The sequence below is a fragment of the Cohnella sp. CFH 77786 genome (genome assembly GCF_019400745.1).
GTDB lineage: Bacteria > Bacillota > Bacilli > Paenibacillales > Paenibacillaceae > Cohnella.
The window spans coordinates 1-21223 of record NZ_WJIB01000023.1; the positions used below are offsets into that span (position 1 = coordinate 1).

The 21223-nt window shown below is 59.0% G+C and carries 16 protein-coding genes, 1 tRNA gene, 1 pseudogene and 1 riboswitch; of the genes and pseudogenes, 7 read left to right on the forward strand and 11 right to left on the reverse strand.

Annotated features, from left to right (window positions below):
• Positions 1-317 precede the first annotated feature (317 nt).
• A complete protein-coding gene (locus tag GE107_RS24025; RefSeq protein ID WP_370636522.1) occupies positions 318-2510 on the reverse strand; it encodes an MMPL family transporter in 2193 nt (730 codons plus the stop codon).
• Positions 2511-2666: 156 nt separating this feature from the next.
• Between GE107_RS24025 and GE107_RS24030 the strand changes: the two genes are divergently transcribed.
• Positions 2667-2742: transfer RNA gene (locus GE107_RS24030), tRNA-Ala, on the forward strand.
• A 762-nt stretch (positions 2743-3504) separates the two neighbouring features.
• Complete coding sequence (locus GE107_RS24035) at positions 3505-4641, forward strand: Calx-beta domain-containing protein (RefSeq protein ID WP_219643978.1); 1137 nt, start codon at positions 3505-3507, stop codon at positions 4639-4641.
• A gap of 237 nt (positions 4642-4878) precedes the next feature.
• Here the strand turns inward: GE107_RS24035 and GE107_RS27320 are convergent, their stop codons facing one another.
• Positions 4879-5208, reverse strand: coding sequence for a DUF2264 C-terminal domain-containing protein (locus GE107_RS27320; RefSeq protein ID WP_370636523.1), 330 nt, complete (start codon positions 5206-5208; stop codon positions 4879-4881).
• On the opposite strand from GE107_RS27320, the gene GE107_RS24045 reads away from it, so the two are divergent.
• On the forward strand, positions 5136-5612 hold the full coding sequence (locus tag GE107_RS24045; protein ID WP_219644095.1) for a glycoside hydrolase family 88 protein: 477 nt from the start codon (positions 5136-5138) through the stop codon (positions 5610-5612). The genes GE107_RS27320 and GE107_RS24045 overlap by 73 nt on opposite strands.
• A gap of 68 nt (positions 5613-5680) precedes the next feature.
• Here the strand turns inward: GE107_RS24045 and GE107_RS24050 are convergent, their stop codons facing one another.
• Together GE107_RS24050 and GE107_RS24055 are read right to left on the reverse strand one after the other, a co-directional pair.
• On the reverse strand, positions 5681-6658 hold the full coding sequence (locus tag GE107_RS24050; RefSeq protein ID WP_219643980.1) for a helix-turn-helix transcriptional regulator: 978 nt from the start codon (positions 6656-6658) through the stop codon (positions 5681-5683).
• A gap of 290 nt (positions 6659-6948) precedes the next feature.
• Positions 6949-9831: a family 78 glycoside hydrolase catalytic domain gene (locus GE107_RS24055; protein ID WP_219643982.1), complete on the reverse strand. Its 2883-nt coding sequence runs from the start codon at positions 9829-9831 to the stop codon at positions 6949-6951.
• Positions 9832-9956: 125 nt separating this feature from the next.
• Between GE107_RS24055 and GE107_RS24060 the strand changes: the two genes are divergently transcribed.
• The gene (locus GE107_RS24060; protein WP_219643984.1) at positions 9957-10829 is read left to right on the forward strand and encodes an AraC family transcriptional regulator; all 873 of its coding nucleotides are present in this window, start codon (positions 9957-9959) and stop codon (positions 10827-10829) included.
• A 93-nt stretch (positions 10830-10922) separates the two neighbouring features.
• Here GE107_RS24060 and GE107_RS24065 read toward each other — a convergent pair whose 3' ends face one another.
• The gene (locus GE107_RS24065) at positions 10923-11117 is read right to left on the reverse strand and encodes a hypothetical protein (RefSeq protein ID WP_219643986.1); all 195 of its coding nucleotides are present in this window, start codon (positions 11115-11117) and stop codon (positions 10923-10925) included.
• Positions 11118-11160: 43 nt separating this feature from the next.
• Positions 11161-11247: riboswitch (cyclic di-GMP riboswitch) on the reverse strand.
• A 376-nt stretch (positions 11248-11623) separates the two neighbouring features.
• Between GE107_RS24065 and GE107_RS26830 the strand changes: the two genes are divergently transcribed.
• The gene (locus GE107_RS26830) at positions 11624-11803 is read left to right on the forward strand and encodes a hypothetical protein (protein WP_255570831.1); all 180 of its coding nucleotides are present in this window, start codon (positions 11624-11626) and stop codon (positions 11801-11803) included.
• Positions 11804-11911: 108 nt separating this feature from the next.
• Here GE107_RS26830 and GE107_RS24075 read toward each other — a convergent pair whose 3' ends face one another.
• From GE107_RS24075 to GE107_RS24095, 5 genes are read right to left on the reverse strand one after another with little or no spacing between them, the layout of a single operon-like run.
• On the reverse strand, positions 11912-12931 hold the full coding sequence (locus tag GE107_RS24075) for a zinc-binding alcohol dehydrogenase family protein (protein WP_219643988.1): 1020 nt from the start codon (positions 12929-12931) through the stop codon (positions 11912-11914).
• A complete protein-coding gene (locus GE107_RS24080; RefSeq protein WP_219643989.1) occupies positions 12928-13893 on the reverse strand; it encodes an aldo/keto reductase in 966 nt (321 codons plus the stop codon). Before GE107_RS24080 ends, GE107_RS24075 begins: the two co-directional genes overlap by 4 nt.
• Entirely contained in the window at positions 13893-15392 is a 1500-nt protein-coding gene (locus GE107_RS24085; protein ID WP_370636519.1) for a UxaA family hydrolase, read from the reverse strand. Before GE107_RS24085 ends, GE107_RS24080 begins: the two co-directional genes overlap by 1 nt.
• The gene (locus GE107_RS24090) at positions 15389-16882 is read right to left on the reverse strand and encodes a tagaturonate reductase (RefSeq protein ID WP_219643992.1); all 1494 of its coding nucleotides are present in this window, start codon (positions 16880-16882) and stop codon (positions 15389-15391) included. The genes GE107_RS24085 and GE107_RS24090 overlap by 4 nt, the downstream gene beginning before the upstream one ends.
• Positions 16879-17709 (reverse strand): amidohydrolase family protein, encoded by an 831-nt coding sequence (locus GE107_RS24095; RefSeq protein WP_219643994.1) that lies wholly within the window; start codon positions 17707-17709, stop codon positions 16879-16881. The genes GE107_RS24090 and GE107_RS24095 overlap by 4 nt, the downstream gene beginning before the upstream one ends.
• Before the next feature lie 141 nt (positions 17710-17850).
• Here GE107_RS24095 and GE107_RS24100 point away from each other — a divergent pair, with 141 nt between their 5' ends.
• Positions 17851-18726: an AraC family transcriptional regulator gene (locus tag GE107_RS24100; RefSeq protein ID WP_219643996.1), complete on the forward strand. Its 876-nt coding sequence runs from the start codon at positions 17851-17853 to the stop codon at positions 18724-18726.
• Positions 18727-19052: 326 nt separating this feature from the next.
• A pseudogene (locus tag GE107_RS24105) lies at positions 19053-19349 on the forward strand (transposase); the annotation flags it as partial.
• Between the two features lie 278 nt (positions 19350-19627).
• Here the strand turns inward: GE107_RS24105 and melA are convergent.
• Complete coding sequence (gene melA / locus GE107_RS24110) at positions 19628-21130, reverse strand: alpha-glucosidase/alpha-galactosidase (protein ID WP_219644000.1); 1503 nt, start codon at positions 21128-21130, stop codon at positions 19628-19630.
• Positions 21131-21223: the final 93 nt, after the last annotated feature.

A 21223-nucleotide genomic window follows, 5' to 3' on the forward strand; every position in this document is an offset into this window, starting at 1 on the left:
GATCAAACTCTCCATAAAGGTAAAACCTTATTGAAGAGCCGTGATGGCTCAAAAGTTAAAGCTGGTTTTTCGAACCGAAGTCCGAATCCGTATTACGCTCGATGTTCAGTTTTCAAGGAGCAATTCGTTGTGCTTGTCCGCCTCGCCGAAAGCGAAGCAGGAATTACATCATAACGCTTCGGCAACTCGTTTGCAACCCTCAATTTCTTCCAGATCGCATTCCCCGTTGCTCGACTGCACCGTTTCGACCGACGCAGGAATTACATCATACCTCGAACACGATTGCTATGCAACCGGAAATTTCTTCCACGGATATGCTACCTGCCCAAAGCCGGGGCCCACCAGTTCGCCCGTCCGAGGAGCTTCATTAAAGCAGGCACGACGATCACCCGAATAAACGTGGCGTCGATGAAAATCGCGCTGAACAAGCCGACGCCGAGCGCCTTCGTGATCTCGATGTCCGTAAAGACGAAGGAGCCGACGACGACGATCAGGATGAACGCGGCGCTCGTGATGAGCCCGCCCGTTTTCGTCAGTCCGGCGGCCGTGCTCTTCTCGTTGTCCCCCGTTTTCTCGTATTCCTCTTTGATCCGGGAGATCAAGAACACCTCGTAATCCATCGAGATACCGAACACGACGCAGAAAATGGTGACGGGCAAAACGACGCTTACGTATCCGATCGAAGTGATGTGCAGCAAATGGGCCAAGTGCCCTTCCTGGAACACGATCACGACGATGCCCAAGCTGGCCCCAAGGCTCAGCACGTTCATCAGAACGGCTTTCAGCGGCAGAAGCAGGGAACGGAACGCCGCGAACAGAACCAGATAAGTGATCGCCATCACGAAACCGACCATGGAAGGAAGTCCCTTGTTGATCCGGTCGATAATGTCGACCCGGTTAGCCGCCATACCCGTTACGTGCGCCTTCAAGTTGCCGGCGTCCTCCCCGCGCAGCCTTCGGACTAAGCTTTCGGTTTCGGCCGATTCGAAGTCCCAATGGGGCACAACCGTAAGAAGCGCGGAGCGGCCCCTGGCCAGCCCTTGATCCTCAAACCGTTTTCTTGCCGCCGCATCCTGTAACAAAGCTCCGGTCTTCTCCGGAGAAAGGTTCCCGAGCAAGGTCGCATAGCTTCTGACTTTATCCACGCCGTGGAGCGACCGAATCCGCTCGGTATACGCCTGAATGTCTCGAATCGTCCGAACGTCCCATACGGAAGCCGGACTTTCCAGCACGATTTGGATGGGGGCCGCTTCCCGAACGTCGTACGTTTCCTTCAACAAATCGGAGCCTTGCCTCGATTCGTACGAAGGAGGCAGCACCTCCGCGTTCGGAACGCCGAGCTTCATGCCGCCAACCGGCAACATGAGAAGGATCAGCCCGCCGCTCATCAGCGAGGCGAGAACGACCGGCCTTTTCATCACCGTAAAAGCGATGCGTTCCCATGTTTGGGACGTCTGGCGTCTGCGCTGAAGGGCGGGAAAAAGGGGAAACCGGTTGATCCCATGGCCGATGATCCCGAGAAGCGCCAGCAACAGCGTATTGGAAAAAAGCACCGACGTCAGCACGACGAGAACCCCGCCCAAGCTCAGGGAGCGCATGACCGGCAAGTCGATGAACAGCATCCCGAGCATGCCGATCAACACGGCAAAACCCGAGAAAAAAATCGATTTGCCCGCCATCTGGCAAGTCCTTGCCACGGCCGTGCTGACCGCCCGCTGCCGAACGAGCTCCTCGCGGTAACGGCTGACGACGAACAAAGCATAATCGATGCCGACCGCAAGTCCCACCATCGTCACCATGTTCGGCATGAAATTGGACAAGGAATATTTTTCGGCGATAAAATAAGAAGCTCCGAGCGTGCACGAGACGCTCATGACTCCGACGATCAACGGGAGAATGGCCGCTCCCACCGTGCCGAATATGAGCAGCAGCACGACCAGGGCAATCGGCAGACCCAGCATTTCCGACTTCGACAAATCCTTTTTCGTCGCTTGTTGAATGTCATACAGGGTAGCCGTGGCCCCGTCGACGAACACCTTCATATCCTTCGGCGGATGAATCAGATTCCGCACCGACGGATACTTGTCGACCGCGGCGAAAGTGTCCAAAGACATTTCGACATGGACGGACTGCACGCCCGTCCGATTGGAGGTGCGCGGCGTCTCGTTGACCGAAATCCTTCTGACGTAAGGCAGCCTCCGAAGCGGATCCAATGAGGTCAAAATGTCGGAGATCGCGCGCGGTTCCGTCAAATCCAGCTTGTCGCTCGTGTACACCACGGTCACGGCGGAGGGGGCCACCCCTAACCGGTCCTGCAGCAAGCTAAAGCCGCGGTCGGACTCGCTTCCCCGGGGGGCAAAGCCATTATCTTTGAGCAGGTCCGGCAACTGTTTTGCATACGTACCCAAACCGATGAAAAGCGCGGCGCAAACCGCAACGACGACCCATCGGTAACGATGCATGGCATAGCCCCAACGCCAGAAAAAACCTTTCCCGTCCCGTTTGCTCACCAATCCGCCCAACCCCATTTTCCAAACCCAGTGTGCTCTTATCCTTCGCCGAAACCGAGTCGGTATGCACGATTTCGCAAATCCCTTGATTTCTCAGAAGAATGGCATTGACAGCGTTCAATCCGCTATGCTAATATCATTTTTGTCGTCCGATACGGGGCCATAGCTCAGCTGGGAGAGCGCATCGCTGGCAGCGATGAGGTCAGGGGTTCGATCCCCCTTGGCTCCACCAAAACGATAATTCAAACCACTTCGTTCTGAAGTGGTTTTTCTGTTTTGGTGGACTGCCAAGGGGGAGCGAACCCCAGGATAGGGGGACGTTCCGCGCGGAGGGAGTGCTGAAAAGCTTCATTGAATAACTTCAACGGACGAGCACGGCATCGAAATCTACCGCTGCGATCTTCTTCATCGAATCCGCTTCGTCAGCAAATTTGATCAAGATTTCGTTATCCCCCTTGGCTCCACCAAAACCATAATTCAAACCGCTTCATTCTGAAGTGGTTTTTCTGTTTTGGTGGACTGCCAAGGGGGAGCGAACCCTTGGATAGGGGGACGTTCCGCGCGGAGGGAGTGCTGAAAAGCTTCATCGCATAACTTCAACGGACGAGCACGGCATCGAAATCTACCGCTGCGATCTTCTTCATCGAATCCGCTTCGTCAGCAATTTGATCAAGATTTTGTTATCCCCCTTGGCTCCACCATACTTGAATGATAAACACGCCGAGTCAGGCGTGTTTTTTGGCGTTCTAAATGGCTCGAGATGCCTCATCTTGGCGCACTCATCGTCCCTTGTCATGTATTCAAGTGACACGGGGCATGAAATTTCATGACCAGTCATATGACAGGACTCACTTGTTAACCCACCCTCGGTTGCCGTAAATTGGTAATTAGGTGATACAAATTGTATCCTTTAAACTTCTCATTGCATTCATTTGTAAGGAGGATTGATGAAATGTCGGGTTTACCAGGCAGTAGCAGGAGATCCGCGCGCAGATTGGCAGCAGCGCTGCTGTCCTTCGTTCTGATGTATCCTGCTCTCCAGCAGACTGCGCACGCCAACCCCGCCCCGGGAGAGATCGGACTGGAGTATGATTCCTATGCCGTGTCGGAAAACGAAGGCTATGTTTACCTGTCAGTCATCAGGTACAACGGCTCCGACGGCGAAGTTGCCGTCGATTACACCACAAGCGACGGCACGGCAAGCGGCGGCAGCGACTATGAGACGGCCGGCGGCACGCTCACGTTCGCGGCGGGCGAAACGTCGAAGACGATCTCGGTACCGATCTACAATGATACCGACACGGAAGGCGACGAGAGTTTCACGGTCACGCTCGGCAATCCGACGAACGGGGCGACGCTTGGAACGATCACCGGCTCGAACGTCTCGATCGTGGACGACGACACCTGGATTCCGGATCCGCCGGGACAGCTGCAGTTGGATACGGCATCGGCCACGGTCGATGAGGGCGGCAGCTTCGTCTCCCTGTTGGTGACGCGCACGAGCGGAGCGGGCGGCACGGTGACGGTCGACTACGGCGTCGGGGGCGGCAGCGCGTCGGAGGGCTCGGATTTCACCGGCACCTCAGGGTCACTCACGTTCGCGGAAGGAGAAACGTGGAAGACGATCGAGGTGCCGATTCTCGATGACGCCGAATACGAGGGTAATGAGAATTTCACGGTATCGCTGTTTAACGCGACAGGCGGTGCCTCGCTGGGGACAATCACGAGCGCGGTCGTCACCATCACGGACAACGATCCTTACGTGGAGCCGGAAGGACGAGCGGTTTTCGTTGATCGTATCGTGAAAACGGAGGAAAATAGCGGCATCGTAACCGTTACCGTTATCCGCAAAGGCGGAAGCGCCGGGATCCTGAAAATTCGGTATGAGACCGCTGACGGGAGCGCGATCGCGGGTGAGGACTACACCGCGGCGGAGGGAACGCTTGCTTTTGCCGACGGAGAAACGGTGAAAACAATCGAAATCCAGATAAAAGAAGACTCAAAACAGGAGCGGAAAGAGACCTTTCAAGTTCGGATCTGGAATGCTAGTTTCGCGGGCGGCGATTTCGCACGGGAGGCCCGCAATACCGCGGAGATCACCATTAACGATAACGACGGCCGGCATCGGTAGCTGGACGGAAAACAAGCGGCATGAGCCGACAGCCTGTTGGGAAATCCTCAACAGGCTGTCGACGTTTGGGCCGGCATATGCAAGTGAACGCTTATTTCTCGTTCATCTCGATCGGCAAATCCTCGGATCGGCTCCGTCTCCACGTTCCGATCCCGCAATCGTTTCACGGCGTCTTCCACATCGTTTGCCTCGAACGCCAAATGCCTCCCTGATGCTTCCTTCGCCAAACGGATCTCATCATTCCAGATCGACGCGAAGCAGTACGCGATCGGAGCTGTCCGAATAGAAAACCAGCCGGTCACCTGTCGATTCGATTCGGGGCGGCCGATTCCACGCTTCGCGATCGGAACCGGGCTGCCCGTATACGGCAGTCGCCAACCAGCCAACCCCCGGGTTCAAGCTTGCCGTCACCGTGGGAATGACCGTGCGGGACCGCATCAGATTCGTGTTCGCGTTCGGATATCTCGATCCGCTTTGATCCTCAGTCCGGGGACATGCTCCGGGCGGACGGAGGGCAAGGCTTCGGCCCCGATTCCGCCTGGAGTCGCGGGCAGGCTTGGGCGCTATACGGCATGGCCAACATTTACAAGCATACCGGAGAGGTCCGTTATCTCGAAGCGGCCCAAAGATCGGAAGACCTGATCCCTTACTGGGATTTCCGCTTGCCTGAGCTGGAGGGGCAGCCCCGGGACACGTCCGCGGCCGCCATTGCGGCATCCGGACTGCTGGAATTGGCCGAGTCCTGTTCCGCTCCAGTAGGCCGCACGTTCCGGACGGCCGCCGAGAGGATTTTATCGGCATTGACGGAACGGCATTCCGCCCTGGACCGCAAAGACCTCTTCGCCTTGTTGACCGAGGGCACCGGCCATGTTCCGGAAAACAAAAACATCCATGTTTCGTTGATTTACGGCGATTACTTCTATCTCGAGGCCGTTGCGAAACTGGCTGGATGGAACCGCAGGTTCTTCTAGCACCGTGCAACTCGTGAAGAAGGGGCAGTCTATCGGTCTCCCGGCCGAATGACTGCCCCTTTGTTCCGTTAAGGACGGTATTTCCCCAGCATCTCCTCAAGCGTCCTTCTCATCTCCGACAGCAATACCGGCGGCCCTTGCACGGTCGCCTCCGGCCCCAATCCGATGAAAAACCGGACGAAGTACGGAATTTCGCGTCTCGGAACGCTGCCGTCCAGACGCCCCGTGCCATCCTCCCTAACGACCAGCGCCGGGCCCGCGCAATCCTGAAAGCTCGAGACGCAGTGCCATAGCTCCGTCTCGCACCTGCGAACCCCTTGCCTGCTCAGCTCCGCTTGAATCCGGACAAGCTCCTGCTCTTCCTGCGCCAGAGCCACCCGATTTCCGAGATGGATGTGCCGGAGATCCTTCGGTTCCGATCCGCCTTGACCATGAACGGCGGATTGGATCCGGTCGCAGCGGAACAATCGGTAATCTCCCCGCAGGAAGCAATAGGCCGGGCAATACCACAATCCGTTGTTGGCGTAGATTCCGATCGGCTGGATTTCCCGCTTCGACGTTCCTTCGCCCGACTCGTATTCGATGAGCAGCACTTTCTGATGGACGGCCGCGTCGAGCAGGACCGGCAAATACGGCGAGTGCACGTGCCGGACCGGCGTTTCGAAGTCGACCCGGTTTTTCATTTGGTCGATGCGGTCGCGGACGTCCCCCGGCATATAGCGGTAAAACTTCCCCAGCGCCGACGATATTTCGGTTTCGAACGGCAAATCCGCGTAATGGCGCAACGCGTGGCTCGCGAAGAACATCGCCGCCGCCTCCTCCTCCGTGAACGCGATGGGAGGCAGCACCCTTTCGTTCAGCACCTGGTACCCTCCGTGGGGACCGACTTCCGAATAGAGCGGAACGCCGAGCTCGCTTAACTCCTGCAAATCCCGCAGAATCGTTCTCTCCGACACGCCGAACTCGTGCGCAAGCTCCCGGACTTTGAACCTGCGTTTGCGGTTGACGGTCATCATCAGCTCCATCAGCCGTTTCGATTTGGACAAGCGGATCCCTCGTTTTTGTCGGGTTTATGACAATTGTTGTCATCATTATCGACTACAATCGCATTGAAGTCCAGCGGAACGAAGAAATCCAAAACAAAGCCGGTTGTTTGTCGGTTCCGGCCGGCTGCACACGGTTCGCACCCGCTCCGTGTTCTCCGCCGGCATGATGCGTACTTGTTTCCGAAGCCGCGCCAGGTTCAAGGGTTATCGATGACGGAAAAACGAAAATCAAACGGCGCCCGATCACCGGAAAATCTTCCGGCAATCGAACGCCATATTCGTTCGAGGCTTCATCTGCGATAAGCGGCGGTGACGACTTCCCCCGTCCAACCTTCGGGAATCCGGACATTCAGCCGGACATCGTCGGGCGCTTCGGCGCGGATTCGGATCCGTCCGTCCTTCACGGTCCACTCGACTTCGATATGCCCTCCATGCGGGAGCGGCACTCGGCCGTTCGCCCACGCCAGACCGCAAGGCTGAGGCGCGATGATCGCTTCCTCCCATCCCGGCTTCTCCATCTTCACGCCCAGAATGCTCTCCGCCAGAAAATAACCCGGTGCGGCCGACCAGGCATGGCAATGGCTCCTCGTCAGCATGTTCGGATTGGCGCGGTTTTCCGCGAAATTCGGGTACATCTCCCAGCAGGTCGTCGCACCGTGGTCGATCATCCGTCCGTAGTTCTTCCGGATGTCGTCCAGCATCAAGTCATACTGTCCCGCCATCTTCAACGCTTCGTAGTAGAAGAAGGACATGAACGGACTTCCGATCGGAACGAAGCCGGCAGGCGGATACGCGAGATACGCTTCCAGCACCTGCCTCCTCTCTCCTTCCGCCGCGCCGCACAAATACGCGACGACCTGGGTCTGCATGCTGAAGATCTCCGAACGCCTTCCGTCCCGGTGGATGCAATCCAGATAAGCCTGACGCTCTTCATCCCATAGATGACGATTGATCGCGTCTTTGAGCCGGTTCGCCGCGGCCAGGAACAGGCTTCCCTCCTCGGCATGGCCGGCGGCCGCGGCCAGCAGAGCCGCCTTGCGGAGTGCCTGAACCAGGAACAGGTTCTGGTGGGTGACGATTCCCTCGTCGGGCTGGTCCATCGGCGCCCAGTCGAGCAGGTTCCAGGCCTTGATGTTCAGCAGCCCCGATTCGTCGAGATAGCGCAGGTAATGGGTCAACGTATGCCGGACCGAGGGCCAAATCTCGGCCGCGAAAGCGGCGTCTCCCGTATGGGACGCGAATTCCTCGCAGGCGATCGCCCAGAAGAACGTCCAGTTCGGGATGACGCTGCTCCAGGCGCTCGGCACCTGGTCCAGATACAGCGGAGTGACGTCCCCGGAACCGGGAACGAGCTTCAGGCACCGTTTGACGATTTCCGTCGCCCCGAATACGTAGTAATTGACCAAAGCTTCGTTGCGGCTGTCGCCCACCCAGAAAACCTGCTCGTAAGCCGGGCAATCGACGAACGTATCCTCCATGCAGAGGCGCGTCGTATGCCGGCTGATCTCCCAAATGTCGCCGAGCAGCGGATCCGAACAGCGGAACGAACCGTCGTCCGTCACGGGGTACGTGCTCTGGCGGAAATAGATCTCTTGGATCCGGACAGGCTCCCGGATATTCCGGATCGTGAGGATCAAATACCGCAGCCCGCGCCTGACCGGAGACTCGTACCGCTGCCGGCCCTCGCGGCAAACATAGCGGATCGTGTTGTCCAAGCCGAAGGTATGCTGGACGTAATCCTTCCGCCAGTATTCCACCCCGTATACGTCAAGCACCGTGCCTTCCTCCGCCTCGACTTCGAAACCGACGAAACCCGAACTTTCCGCGCCGAGGTCGATGACCAGCTCAAGGTCTCCTCCTTCCTCGAAAGCCGAGATCACCGCCGGCTCCGGAACGGGCAGAATCGCATTCCGGTAAGCGGGCGGTACCGCCCGCCTTTCCGCCGACGTTTTCCATACGTTCGCGCCGAATACGTCGTCTTCCGTATACAGCACCGGATCCACCGGACGGATCCAATCCTCCAGCGTCAGCAGTTGTTCCGCCGACGACATGCCGGCGGCGCGGACGAATTCGGGATCCTCCGTGCGCAGCTTCCTGCTCTTCGCGTCATCCAGCGAATCTTCCCGGGTGTCGAACGGTCCGACGGCGACGAACGGAACTTTGCCGTTACCGTCCCCGGACTCGAGCGGGGAGCGCATGGTGAACGGAACGGCGCCATCGATGCCCAGATGGAAGCCCCAGCCGTGCATGCTCGGCGTCGTAACGTCGATCAGGACCAAATGCTCGCCCTTCGTTAATCGCAGCCGGCCATACCGTTCGGGAGGTTCGCCGGTCCACGGGCCGCAAGGAAGGCCGTCCACCCAGAGGCCGTCCGCATGGACCCCGCCGGGAAATCCGATCGTGACGTCGCCATCATCCTGCAGAATGAGCACCGTGGCCAAATAACCCGTGAAGCCGACGGGATTGGCGTGGTTCACGCTGCCCGGGATCATCTGGGGACGCAAATCGATGACGGCCGAATAGCGGGGCGTTGTCACCCGGGAGAGGGCGGCAATGCTCGCGGGGTAGCGTTTCTCCTCCGTGAGAAAGGGAATATCGCGGGCCCGTAAATTCGTCCAAGGCATACAGCCTGCCTTCCCGATGACGGAAGCGTCCTGCCAGCCGGCATCGTCGAACGAAGGCTCGAGCCAACGGTCATCCCACATCCTGGCGTCGTACACTTCCGCGAAGCCCTGCTGGCAGGACATGCGGGGCGAATTCGCCTGCAGGGCTTCGTGTTTGGCGGTTTTCCACCCGGTTCCCGTCCCGCCCAGCACCTCCCCGTTCCGTTCGATTTCCGCCAGCAGCCCGCCTCGTCCGCGCAAGTAATAGAAGTTGCTTACGCCGAAATGCATGACGAGCGCGGCTACGGTGTTGTCCCCGTCGGGACGCAGCAGATGGCCGATCGCGTAGGTGTCGTAAGATTGCTCCTTCGGCCAGGAACGCACCGGTCCGCGCCCGACGTAAACCCCGTTGACGTACAGCACGTACCTGGAGTCCGCCGAGATATGGAGGTTCACCCCTTCCGCTTCGTCCGCCCGACAATCGAAACGCCCGCGGAAACACCGCCACTCGTTGCGCGGACTTTCCGCCGTTCCTCCCCAAATCCAGGAAGAGCTCCATTTCCGATCCATTCCCGTTCCCCCTTCAAATCGGTATTTCTATTCTCATTGTAAGGGAACGTTTCCGCCATAAAAGGGTTGATCCTGCCATTATAGGGGGGTATGATGACATCAAATGAAAGGAGGAGAGCGGTCGAGTGGCACGCAAAGCGAAGGAAACGACGGCGGCACGCCTGTTCTTCGACGATAGCCTTCCGTTCTACGCGAACCGGGTCGAGGAATCGTTCGAGCTCCATTACCATGATCATGAATTCACCGAAATCAACTATGTCGCCGAAGGGACCGGTTTCCACTATGTCGGCGACGAAACCGTGTCCGTCACCCAAGGAGAACTGTTCATCCTGCCGCTCGGCACCTCTCACGTGTATCGGCCGCGCTCTGCGGATGCCCGGGACCCGCTCGTGATCTACAATTTCATTTTCGTCCCCGACCGGGTGGCGGACGCGATCCGACACGTCCCGTTCCTGGAAGAGATGCCGGAAACGCTGGGTCTTCTGAATCTGGCTCCCGGCCGGCCGACCTGGCGCAAGCTCCGCGACCGGGCCGGGGCGTTCCGCTCCTTCTTCGAGCAAGCGCACCGGGAGCTGCATCGCCGCCAAACCGGCTTCATTCCCCGCGTCTATGGACTGTTTCTGTCTCTGATCGCGGAGATCGAAAGAACGCTGCGCGCCGAATCGTCCGACGCCCGCGCGGAACGCTCCGGGTGGGCGCAAGCGATGGCCTTCGTCGAAAGCTCCTATGCGGACCGGATCACGGCCCGGCAAGCGGCTGCGGAAGCCGGGGTCAGCACGAGACATTTTCACCGCTTGTTTGTCCGGGAAACCGGGAGCACGTTTTCGGAATTCCTGCAGAAGCTTCGGATCGAGAAAAGCCGCGAGCTGCTGACGGGTACGCGCCTGTCGGTTCAGGAAATCGCCGAAGCCGTCGGTTATCAGGACAAGAAGCATTTTCTGGAGCTGTTCAAGAGAACGACCGGGCTGACGCCGCGCGAGTACCGTTCAGGCAAGTAACGAATTGAATACTTTCTGAATCACTTGACGAAAACAGGCATGGAGCCTTGAGCTCCATGCCTGTCCGTTCATGCATCCAAAACCGGCCAACGATTAATGGTAGATCGTCGGATTGCGGTAACAGCAAATGATTTCGAGCGCCCGGCACAGTTCCCGAATGTCTCTATCCTTCATCTTCTCCAAGGTGTCGCGGACCAACCGTTCCAAATCGCGGTCCGTGACAGCCGGGATGTCGCGGCGGACGCTGACGTGCAAGGCATCCGTGTTCTTGTTTCCGATCAGTTGCACGGTAAAAACCCTCCATTAAGCCAATGAGGGTTAGCGCGAACCCCTTGGCAGCTTGGCAGTCATAGTTCCGGCGAACCTTAGACCCATAGCTTTGCGTCCTTGTTTTTCAACAAGTTTGCCATTTCAGCGGGATATTCGGTTATGGGCGATGCCTGTCTATCCGTACCATATCAGTTACTTAACCGTTCGTCAATCCGATTCCTCAGAAAAAGACGTTCGCGGCGCCACGTTCATCCGGAACGCGGACGGGCTGAAGCCGGTTTCGCGGCGGAACGCTTTCGCGAAGTGATTCGTATCCGCGACCACGATGATTATCCGGCTTACGGGGACAAGATCCACCCGATGCGCGACAACGAAGCTTACAAGCGGAATCCTTCCACCTTCGTCCGGTCAAACGGAGTTCCCGAAGCGAATGGGGACGGTATACCCAGAATGGCAAAACGCTTTACGCGCATGTTTTCGAAGAAAACGTCGGCCCGATCCTCCTGCCCGGACTGGCGGGCAAGGTGCGCAAAGCGCGCTTGCTGGCGGACGGCTCCGAATTGTTCCTGTCCCGTCCCTGGAACGCGGCCATGTTTCCGGATGACGCCTGCGTGAGCTTCGCTCGCCCGGAGCATCTATCCTACCCGCTCCCGGATCCGCGCGATACGGTAATCGAGCTGGAGTTGTCGCAAAGGATCCTGTAACGCGTTCGCCCCGCTGTCACGCCGAATCGGCAGCGGGGCTTTTTGATCTATTTTCCTATTGAATTAAGCCTCTACCGTCAGGAAAGAAGGGCGCGGTCGACCTAAGCCTTACGCCAGCTCCACCATCGCCTTGATGACCTTCGATTCCGGCATCAGCCAATCGGCGAATCGGCCGATCATTTGGTCCAGCGTTGCGCGGTGGGTGATGTAGCGGTTGATGTCGACCCCTCCCGCCCGCACCAAGGCCATGACGTTTTCGAAATCTTCCCGGACGGCATTCCGGCTCCCCATGAGCGTCATTTCTTTCTTGTGAAAATCCGGGTCGTGAAACGTAATATCCGCTTTGACCAGCCCGACGTACACCAGCTTGCCGCCATGGGAGACATAGTCGAAAGCCTGCGCCATCGAGCGGGCGCTGCCGGTCGCATCGAACACGACCGACGGAAGCTCGGAGCCGTTGCCGGCCAACAGGGTCCCCATCGGATCCTCCGCCGCGTTCACCTTCAGATCCGCGCCCGCCCACGAACGGCAGAACTCGAGCCGCTCCTCGTTCAGATCCATGGCGATCACTTTGGCGCCCCGGTGTTTGGCGAAGGCCATCACGCCGAGCCCGATCGGACCGCCTCCGATGACAAGCGCCGTCTCTCCCGGCCGGATGTCCGACCGGCGAACCGCATGGGCGCCGATCGCCAGCGGCTCCAGCATCGCGGCTTCATCGAGCGACAACCCTTCCGTCCGGATCAAATGGGTGACCGGCACCGCGATCCGCTCTCGCATGCCGCCGTCGACGTGGACGCCGAGTACCTTCATGGACGTGCAGCAATTCGTTTTGCCGTTCCGGCAGGCGATGCAGCTCCCGCAGTGCAAGTACGGCACGATGCCGACCTGGTCCCCCGCTTGGAGTCCCGCGGCGTTCGGGCTGATCCGCTCGATGACGCCAGCCAGCTCATGGCCGAGAATGCGCGGATATTCGAAAAAAGGCTGGTTGCCCTTGTAAGCGTGCAGATCGGTACCGCAGATGCCGATCCTGCGGATGCCGACGATCGCCTCGCCCGGTCCCATCTCCGGTTCCGGCAAATCCGCGCGGTAACGGAACGATTCGACGGTTTCGCACACGATGCCTTTCATTCGGACCACCCGCTTCCCGACCGATGGATGTTTTCGTTATATTCCGGCCTTCCGCTCACCCAGGTCTCGTCCAGAACCGGAGCGAGAAGGCTCAGCACTTCTTGCAGCAGCGCTTCGTCGATCGGCTCCTCCGTCCATTTGGCATTTTTGACGATGTTGTCCGGATTCGCCGTGCTGACGAGCGTCGTCGGAATCCGTTCTTCCGCGGTGGAGAACTGCACGGCCAGCTTGGCGATATCGGCGCCGACGGACGCGCAGTAGTCCGCGGCTTGCTTGCAGGCCGCCTTAAGCGTCGGGCTGGCCGGATGCCAATCCGGCGTGCCGCGCGTGCTCAGCAGCCCCATCGACAGCGGTGATGCGTTCACGAGCCCGATGCCTCTCGATTCAAGCATCGGGAGCAGCCGCATCAGCGTCGTGTCGTTCAACGAATAATGGCAATACGAGATGATGGCGTCCACATCTACCTGAGGGAGCAGAATCTCGAACAACTGCAGAGGTAGCCCGCAAATGCCGCCGAACCGGATTTTTCCTTGCTCCTTCAACCGGTTAAGCGCGGGGATGGCTTCTTCAAGGATAATGGCGGCGGGAACGAATTCGATATCGTGCAGAAACAGAATGTCCAAGTAATCCGTATGGAGCCGCGCCAAGCTTTCCTCCAGGCTGCTCTCGATCCGTTTGGCGGTGAAGTCGAACGAATCCGCTCCATACCGCCCCGCCTTGGTGGATAACAGGAATTTGTCTCGCGGCAACTGACGGAGCGCTTCTCCGAGCACGGTTTCGGCTTTGGTCAGACCATAGTAGGGCGAAACGTCGATGTAATTGATGCCGGCGTCCAGAGCGGCATGGACGGCGCGGATCCCTTCGCGATCGTCCGTCTCGCGGAACACCGACCCGAGGGAGGAAGCGCCGAAGCCGAGGATCGAGACGTCGAGCCCCGTACGGCCCAGTTTGCGGTATTTCATTACAGAATCACTCCATCCTTGAAAATGGCGATCTCGCGGAACCCGTTCGTTTCGCTCCGAGTCCGGGTTTCCCCGGAAGCGAGCGCGATCAGATCGTCCCAGAGTTCGTCCGCGAGCTCTTGCATCGTCCGTCCTTCCAGAAGGCGCCCCGCGTTGAAATCGATCCAATTTTTCTTGCGCGCGGCCAGATCCGAGTTCGTCGAAATTTTCACCGTCGGAACCGGTCCGCCGAAAGGCGTGCCGCGTCCCGTCGTAAACAGGACGATATGAGCGCCCCCCGCCGCCAGTGCCGTAACGGACACGAGGTCGTTGCCCGGCGCTTCGAGCAGGTTCAGACCGATGCGGCTGACCCTGCCGCCATAGGGCACGACGTCGGTCACGGCCGCATGCCCGCCTTTCTGAGTACAGCCCAGCGACTTCTCCTCGAGCGTCGTGATGCCGCCCGCTTTGTTGCCCGGAGACGGATTCTCGTAGATATCCTGGCCGTGACGGATGAAGTATTCCTTGAATCCGTTGATCAGGTCCACGATTTGTCCGAACACCCGCTCGCTATCCGCTCGGTTCATCAGGATCGTCTCGGCCCCGAACATTTCGGGCACCTCGGTCAGGATCGCCGTTCCTCCGGACGCGATCAAGCGGTCGGACACCGCTCCGACGAGCGGATTGGCCGTAATGCCGGACAAGCCGTCCGACCCGCCGCACTTGAGGCCGAGCTTGAGCTTCGACACGGGAACGGGTACGCGTTCGAACGTCTCGGCATAGGCTGCGAGTTCTTCGATCAGGGCGAGGCCGGCTTCCAGCTCGTCGTCCTCGTCTTGGGCTTTCATGAACTTGACCCGTCTGGGATCGACATCGCCGATTGCCTGGCGGAACGACTCGATTTGGTTGTTCTCGCAGCCCAGACCCACGACCAGAACGCCTGCCGCGTTCGGATGGCGGACGAGGGAGGCGAGCAGCTTCTGCGTATGCGACAAGTCGTCGCCGAGCTGCGAGCAGCCGAACGGATGGGCGAAATGATAAACGCCGTCCACCCTCCCGGAATGGATATCGCTGGCCCGTTTGGCCAAGATTTCGCAAGTTTTGTTGATGCAGCCGACGGTGTTGATGATCCAGATTTCGTTGCGGATACCGACTTCCCCGTCCGTGCGGACGTATCCTTGGAACGTGCGGGTTTCCTGATGCTTCTCTGCGGCAAACGGCAATCCGGGCTCCGGCTCGTAACGGTAATCCAGCAGGCCGCTGAGTCCCGTCGCGAGATTGTGCGTATGCACCCAAACACCGGGCTTCAGATCTTCCGTCGCTTTGCCGATCGAATAGCCGAACTTGAGGATGTCTTGGCCCCGAGCGACGGGACGGGTCAATATTTTGTGCCCTCGCGGAACCTCGTCCGCCACCGTCAGCCGCTCGCCGTCTTCCAACGTCAGCAGTTCACCGGCCGCGAAAGGCCGAAGCGCGACGATTACCTGATCGTTCGCCGATAACCGGATCCAATCGCTCACTTGCCAGCTCCCCTTTCCCATTCGGCCAATTGCTCGGCCACGGCTTCCGCGAGCCCGTTCCAAGCGGACAACTCCCGTCCCCACAACCGTTCGTCCGACAGAAGCTTCCGGACCGCCCATGCGATCGTCTCTCCGGATCGGCCCGCTTCCTCCCAGACGCCGGCGATTCTATCCAGCGACGCGGCATCGTCCCGGACCGCGTAACGTTCGCCGCGGAGAGTGACACCGGAGTAGCGGCCGGATTCGTCCCGCTCCACTCGGTAATAGCGCAGCAGCCCGGAAAGCCCGAGCGCCAGCCTCGCGGGGATCGCTTCGCCGCGTTCCGCGTAGGAGGCGAAAGTCGGAAGCAGCCGCGTCCGGAACTTGCTGAGGCTGTTCATCGCGATGTCCGCGAGCCGGTGGCGGATATACGGGTTCCCGAAACGTTCGAAGACGGTCGCCGCGTATGCCTCCATTTCCTGCCTGGAATCCGGAAGCGTCGGGACGATCTCCCCAAACACCGTCTCCCGCACCTTCGGTCCCAGCTCGGCATGCTCCAGCAGCTCCCGGACATGCTCCACGCCGTGCAGCAGGCCGAGCGGTGCCATCCATGTATGGGCTCCGTTCAGAATCCTCACCTTGCGCCGCTGATAAGGCGTCAGGTCGTCCGTCCAGACGACGTTAAGCCCGGCCTGGCGGAACGGGAGCAGTGCGTCCAGCTCCGGCTCCCCCTCGATCGCCCACAGATGGTACGGTTCCGCCGTATTGAGCATGGCGTCGCGGTAACCCCATTCGGCGAACCAAGCCTCTGCCTGCGCTTCGTCCGGATATCCCGTCACGATCCTGTCCACCAGCGAATTGAGGAATCGGTTATGCTCCACCACCCAAGTTTCGAATGCCTCACCGAAGCCCCAGTCGGAGGCGTACCGGAGAACGGCGTCCCGAAGCGCGTCGCCGTTGCGCTCCAGCAGCTCGCACGGCAGGAAAATCAATCCGCCGCCGGATGCTCCTTCGCGGGCCGTAAATCGACGATGCAGCAGGTAAGCGATTTTGCCGGGGAACGAGGCGATCGGGCCGCCCGTCAGCGGCTCGGGGACGTAAGCGAGGCCCGCCTCCGTCGTGTTCGAGATCACGAACCTCAAATCGGCGCTCAGGGCGATGGAGACCAACCTCTCCCATTCCGAGTACGGATCGAACACCTCGGAGAAAACGGACACGATTTCCTTCCGCTCCACCGGCGCCCCGTTCTCCAGCCCGCGGGTGACGAGCGTATAGATCCCTTCCTGGGCGGCCAGCTTAACGATGTTCCCCCGGCCGGAAGGACGCGGCTGGGTCACCGCGACGCTGCCGTCGAACAACCCCCGATTACGGCAGACCTGGACCATCCAATCCGCGAACCCGCGGAGAAAGTTCCCTTCGCCGATTTGCAGGATTTTCACGGGACTGCTTAACGCGGCATCCAGCTGCCGTCTCTCCGCCTCTTGCAGCACTCCTCGATTCAACGTTTTCATAGGCGGTAGAACTCCTTCGCGTTTAACCCGAACAACCTGGCCCGCTCGCTCTCGTTCCATTCGGGGGGCAGCGAGCGCTCCAGCACGTCCACCACCTGTTCGTACTCCGCGGCCAGCAGGCAGACCGGCCAATCGCTGCCGAACATCACCCGGTCCGGCCCGAACCATTCGAGGATATGTTCGATATAGACGGCGAAATCTTCAGGCTTCCATAGGTCAGGCGCGGCTTCCGTCACCATGCCGGACAGCTTGCAATAGATATTGCGGTGCCCGGCGATTTCCTTCATAAGGCCGCTCCATGGCTCCCATTCTCCGTCCGCGATGCGGGGTTTGCCGATATGGTCGATGACGCCCCGCAAATCCGGCAAACGGTCCAGAAGCCTGGCCAGAGGCTCAAGTTGATGACTCCGTACGAGCAGGTCCATCGGCACGCCTTCCTCGGCGTACTCCCGCAAAGCGCTTACATAGTCGGGCTCCAAAATCCTTTCCGCATCCTGCATTTCCTGGATCATGACGCGGAAGCCGGCGAACTTCGGATGTTCGCGGAACCTTTCGTAATGTTCGCGGTGCCGCGGATCGAACGGATCCAGAAATCCCACGACGCCGAAAATCGTCTCCTCCCTTTCGGCAAGCGACAGCAGGTAATCCGTCTCTTCCCACGTGGGCGCTGCCTGCACGACAATGCTGCCGTCCAACCGGTGTCTTTTGAGATTCGGCACCAGGTCGCGGGGCAGAAAATCCCGGTACAACACCGGAATCTCCGGCGTGATCCAGCCGTAATCGCCCCGGCTGATTTTCCAATAGTGCTGGTGGGCGTCAATCCGCATAGGGGCTTGCCCTCCTTTTCGATTGTCATTACTTTCATTGTAACGGCGCGAAACGATATTCAAATACCGCATGATTGCCGAAATGTAGCTTTTTTTGATATTCTGAAAGCGATATCATCTTCAGACCAGGGAGTGTATTCCATGACCCCTTACCGCAAGCCGTTTTTCGGAGATCCGCTGTTTCCGTTCGACATCAATTACAAGGATATCAAGAGCCCGCAGCAGGAGCTTCCCGACCACCTCCACGACCGGTTCGAGCTCGTGTACGTGTATGCAGGCAAAGGCACCTTTTTCATAGACAAGACGTTCTACGAGAAAACGCCGGGCGACTTGTTCGTCATTCCCGGCAACACGATCCACCGTTCGTTTCCCGATCCTGACGATCCGATCGTGTCCACTGCCGTGTTCTTCGCGCCGGCATTGGCGCAGGCCGGGACGTTCGACGAGGGCTACTCCGGCCTTCGGTGTTTCGAGCTCGCGCGCAATCGAAAAAGCTTCAAAATCGAACTGCCGGACGAGCTGCGGAAGCCGTTGGAAACGGTGCTGGACGGGATGGAAGAGGAGCTCCGGCTGCAGCGGAACGGTTACCGCCATGCGGTTCGTCTCCTGCTTCAGCAGCTGCTCTTGCAGGTGAACCGCTACGCGGCGTCGGCCATACCGGGAGACGCCGGCGACCGCCGGATCGGGCCGGCCTGGATGCAGCTCGCGTTGCGGGAAATCGACGAGTTCCCCGGCCGGGGAATCGGCCTGTCCGAGCTGGCGGAACGCGCTTCCGTGAGTCCTCCGCATTTTTCGAGGGTATTCAAGCGGCTGACGGGCATGAACGTGACCGATTACGTGAATGCCAAGCGGATCGTCCTCGCCAAGGAACTGCTGCTCGAGACGGAGGACAGCGTCGGACTGATCGCCGAGCGATGCGGCTTCGAGAGCCTGCCCCACTTCCACCGCGTATTTAAGTCGCTCACCGGCGTCACCCCCGCCGCCTACAAGCGGGAAGAGCGGAAAGCTCCGCGGTGAAGGGCGTTGCGGCGCATACCGCGGGATGCAGAAGCAAGGGGCGTTCGTTGGTGTGTGGTTGGTCGGCGTTGGTCGGTGGTTGGTCGGTGGTTGGTCGGTGGTGGTCGGTGAGTGGTGGGTTATTCGCGATAGATTGGTGAGTAATGTTGCCTCGGCCGCACGAAATGCAAAAATACAGTTATTTCTTTCAAATACGCTTCATTTTCATGAACTAAAGGCCAAAATACAATTAATAACTCTCCATCTACCCCAAAAAATAGTTGAGTCCGTATACTTGTGTAAAAAGCTATGGTGAGAAATAGGAGAGCCATAGTCAAAATCCTCGGAAAGTGCTTGAGGAAGGCTTTGAAGACGCGACAGCGGTATTGGCGCTGCCCGCTGTTTGCCGAAAGCGCACAAGAACGACCAACGCCGTTGAGCGGTTGAATGCCGAGCTTCGTCGTAGAGAACGTGTCGTCCGTATTTTTCCTAACCGAGCATCGGTGTTTCGACTATTCGGAGCTCTACTGATGGATATGGACGAGAAGTGGGCTTCTCAGAAGAAGTACATTGAAATGAACGACTACTACGAACAAAAGAGAGCTAAGGAAAAACAAACCAGCAAGGTTGTATCTATCCGTTAGACAACCCGCCGGGGATTTTACACACAATATTGGACTTGACCTTTGCGGGTTTGCGGGTTTGCGGGTTTGCGGGGGTTTGCGGGTTTGCGTTGCGAGGTTGCCCGGTTGTGCGCATGCGAGGTTGCCCGGTTGTGCGCATGCGAGGTTGCGCGGTTGTGCGCATGCGAGGTTGCGAGGTTGCGCGTTGGCTGTTCGCCGTAGGCGCGCCAACGCACCAAGAAGGCCGGTACCGACGGAATTTCCGCCGGACCGGCCTTCTTCACATCACTTCAACCCCGTCAAACCTTCGCGCGTTCTTTGCCTTTGTCGGCTTCGCCCGCGTTTTTGTTCGAAGCTTCCCGGTCAAGCTGCATTTCTTCCACCGTCTTGACGGCTAGCCGCGCGGCGCCCCGGTAACCTTCGCGCGTCGGCAAACGCGACCCTTCGGCCTGGCGTTTCTTCGCGGCGGCGATCGCGTCGCCGTACTGGGGCAGCCAGCGCTCTTGGGCGATCAGCATGTCGTCGACCATCTGCCAAATTTCCTTCGGGTTGCAGACGGCCCCGACGAGCGGATCCATCATGAACGCCTGGCGCAGCAGGAAGTCGTCCCCTCGCACGGCCGCCTCAACGGCCAGCCGCTGCACGCTGATGCTGACGTTGCACACCGCGGCCGGTCCGAGCGGAAGGTCGCCGACGACCGGCATCGAAATCCCGTTGCGGTCGGCGTACCCCGGCGCTTCGATGATCGCGTCGTTCGGCAGGTTGGTGATGACGCCGTTGTTCACCGTGTTGAAATGCCCCCGGTACACCCGTCCGGTTTCCAAACCTTCGATAATATAGGAGCCGTGCTCGTGGCTGCGCTCGCTTGCCTCGTATTTGAGGGCCGGGTCCTTCATCCAGTTCGGGAAATCGGTCTCGAACCAGTTGCGTCCTTCCGTGCAAACGCGGAGGTATCCGCCGGTCTCCCCGTTGATCCAGCTTCCGAGGTCGATCCAGTCTTGGATTTCGTCGGGCCGCTTGCGGTACCACGGCACGTATTCGCTCAAATGGCCGTTCGATTCCGTGCTGTAATAGCCGAACCGGCGCAGCATGTCGATGCGCACCTTCTCCGTCCGGCTGAAATCCGGATGGCGTTCGAATGCCTCGAGCAAGCCGTCCGTCAAATCCCGGCCGTTATGGCGGATTTGCACGTACCACGTTTGGTGGTTGATCCCCGCGCAAATGATGTCGACTTCTTCTTTCTTCAAACCGTAAACTTCGGCGATTTGCTCATGCCCGTGCTGCACCCCGTGGCACAAGCCCACCGTGCGGACGCCGCCGTACTTGTTGCAAGCCCAGGTCAGCATGGCCATCGGATTCGCGTAGTTCAGAAGCAGCACGTCCTCCCGCGCGACCTCGCGGATGTCCTTGCAAATGTCGAGCATCGCGGCGATGCCCCGCTGGCCGTACATGATGCCGCCTGCGGAGAGCGTATCCCCCACGCATTGGTCCACTCCGTATTGCAGCGGAATGTCCACGTCCGTCGCAAAAGCTTCCAAGCCGCCGACCCGGATCGTGCAAATGACGTACTTGGCCCCCTGCAGCGCTTCGCGGCGGTCCGTGGTCGCCGTAATGGGCACCGAAAGCCCGTTCTCGCGGATGTCCCGCCGACACAGCTCCGTCACCATTTCCAGGTTATGCGCATTGATGTCCGTAAAAGCAACTTCGATGCCATGGAATTCCGGTACGCTGAGCAAATCACGGAGAAGCCCTCGGGTAAACCCGATGCTGCCCGCACCGATAAAAGCGATTTTGAATGACATGTTCCATCCTCCATTTCCCTTAACTGTCCGCAATCACGCTTGCAGATCCATTGTAACAGCGGAAAAGGGGGAAGCGTTATCAAAAACCTGACT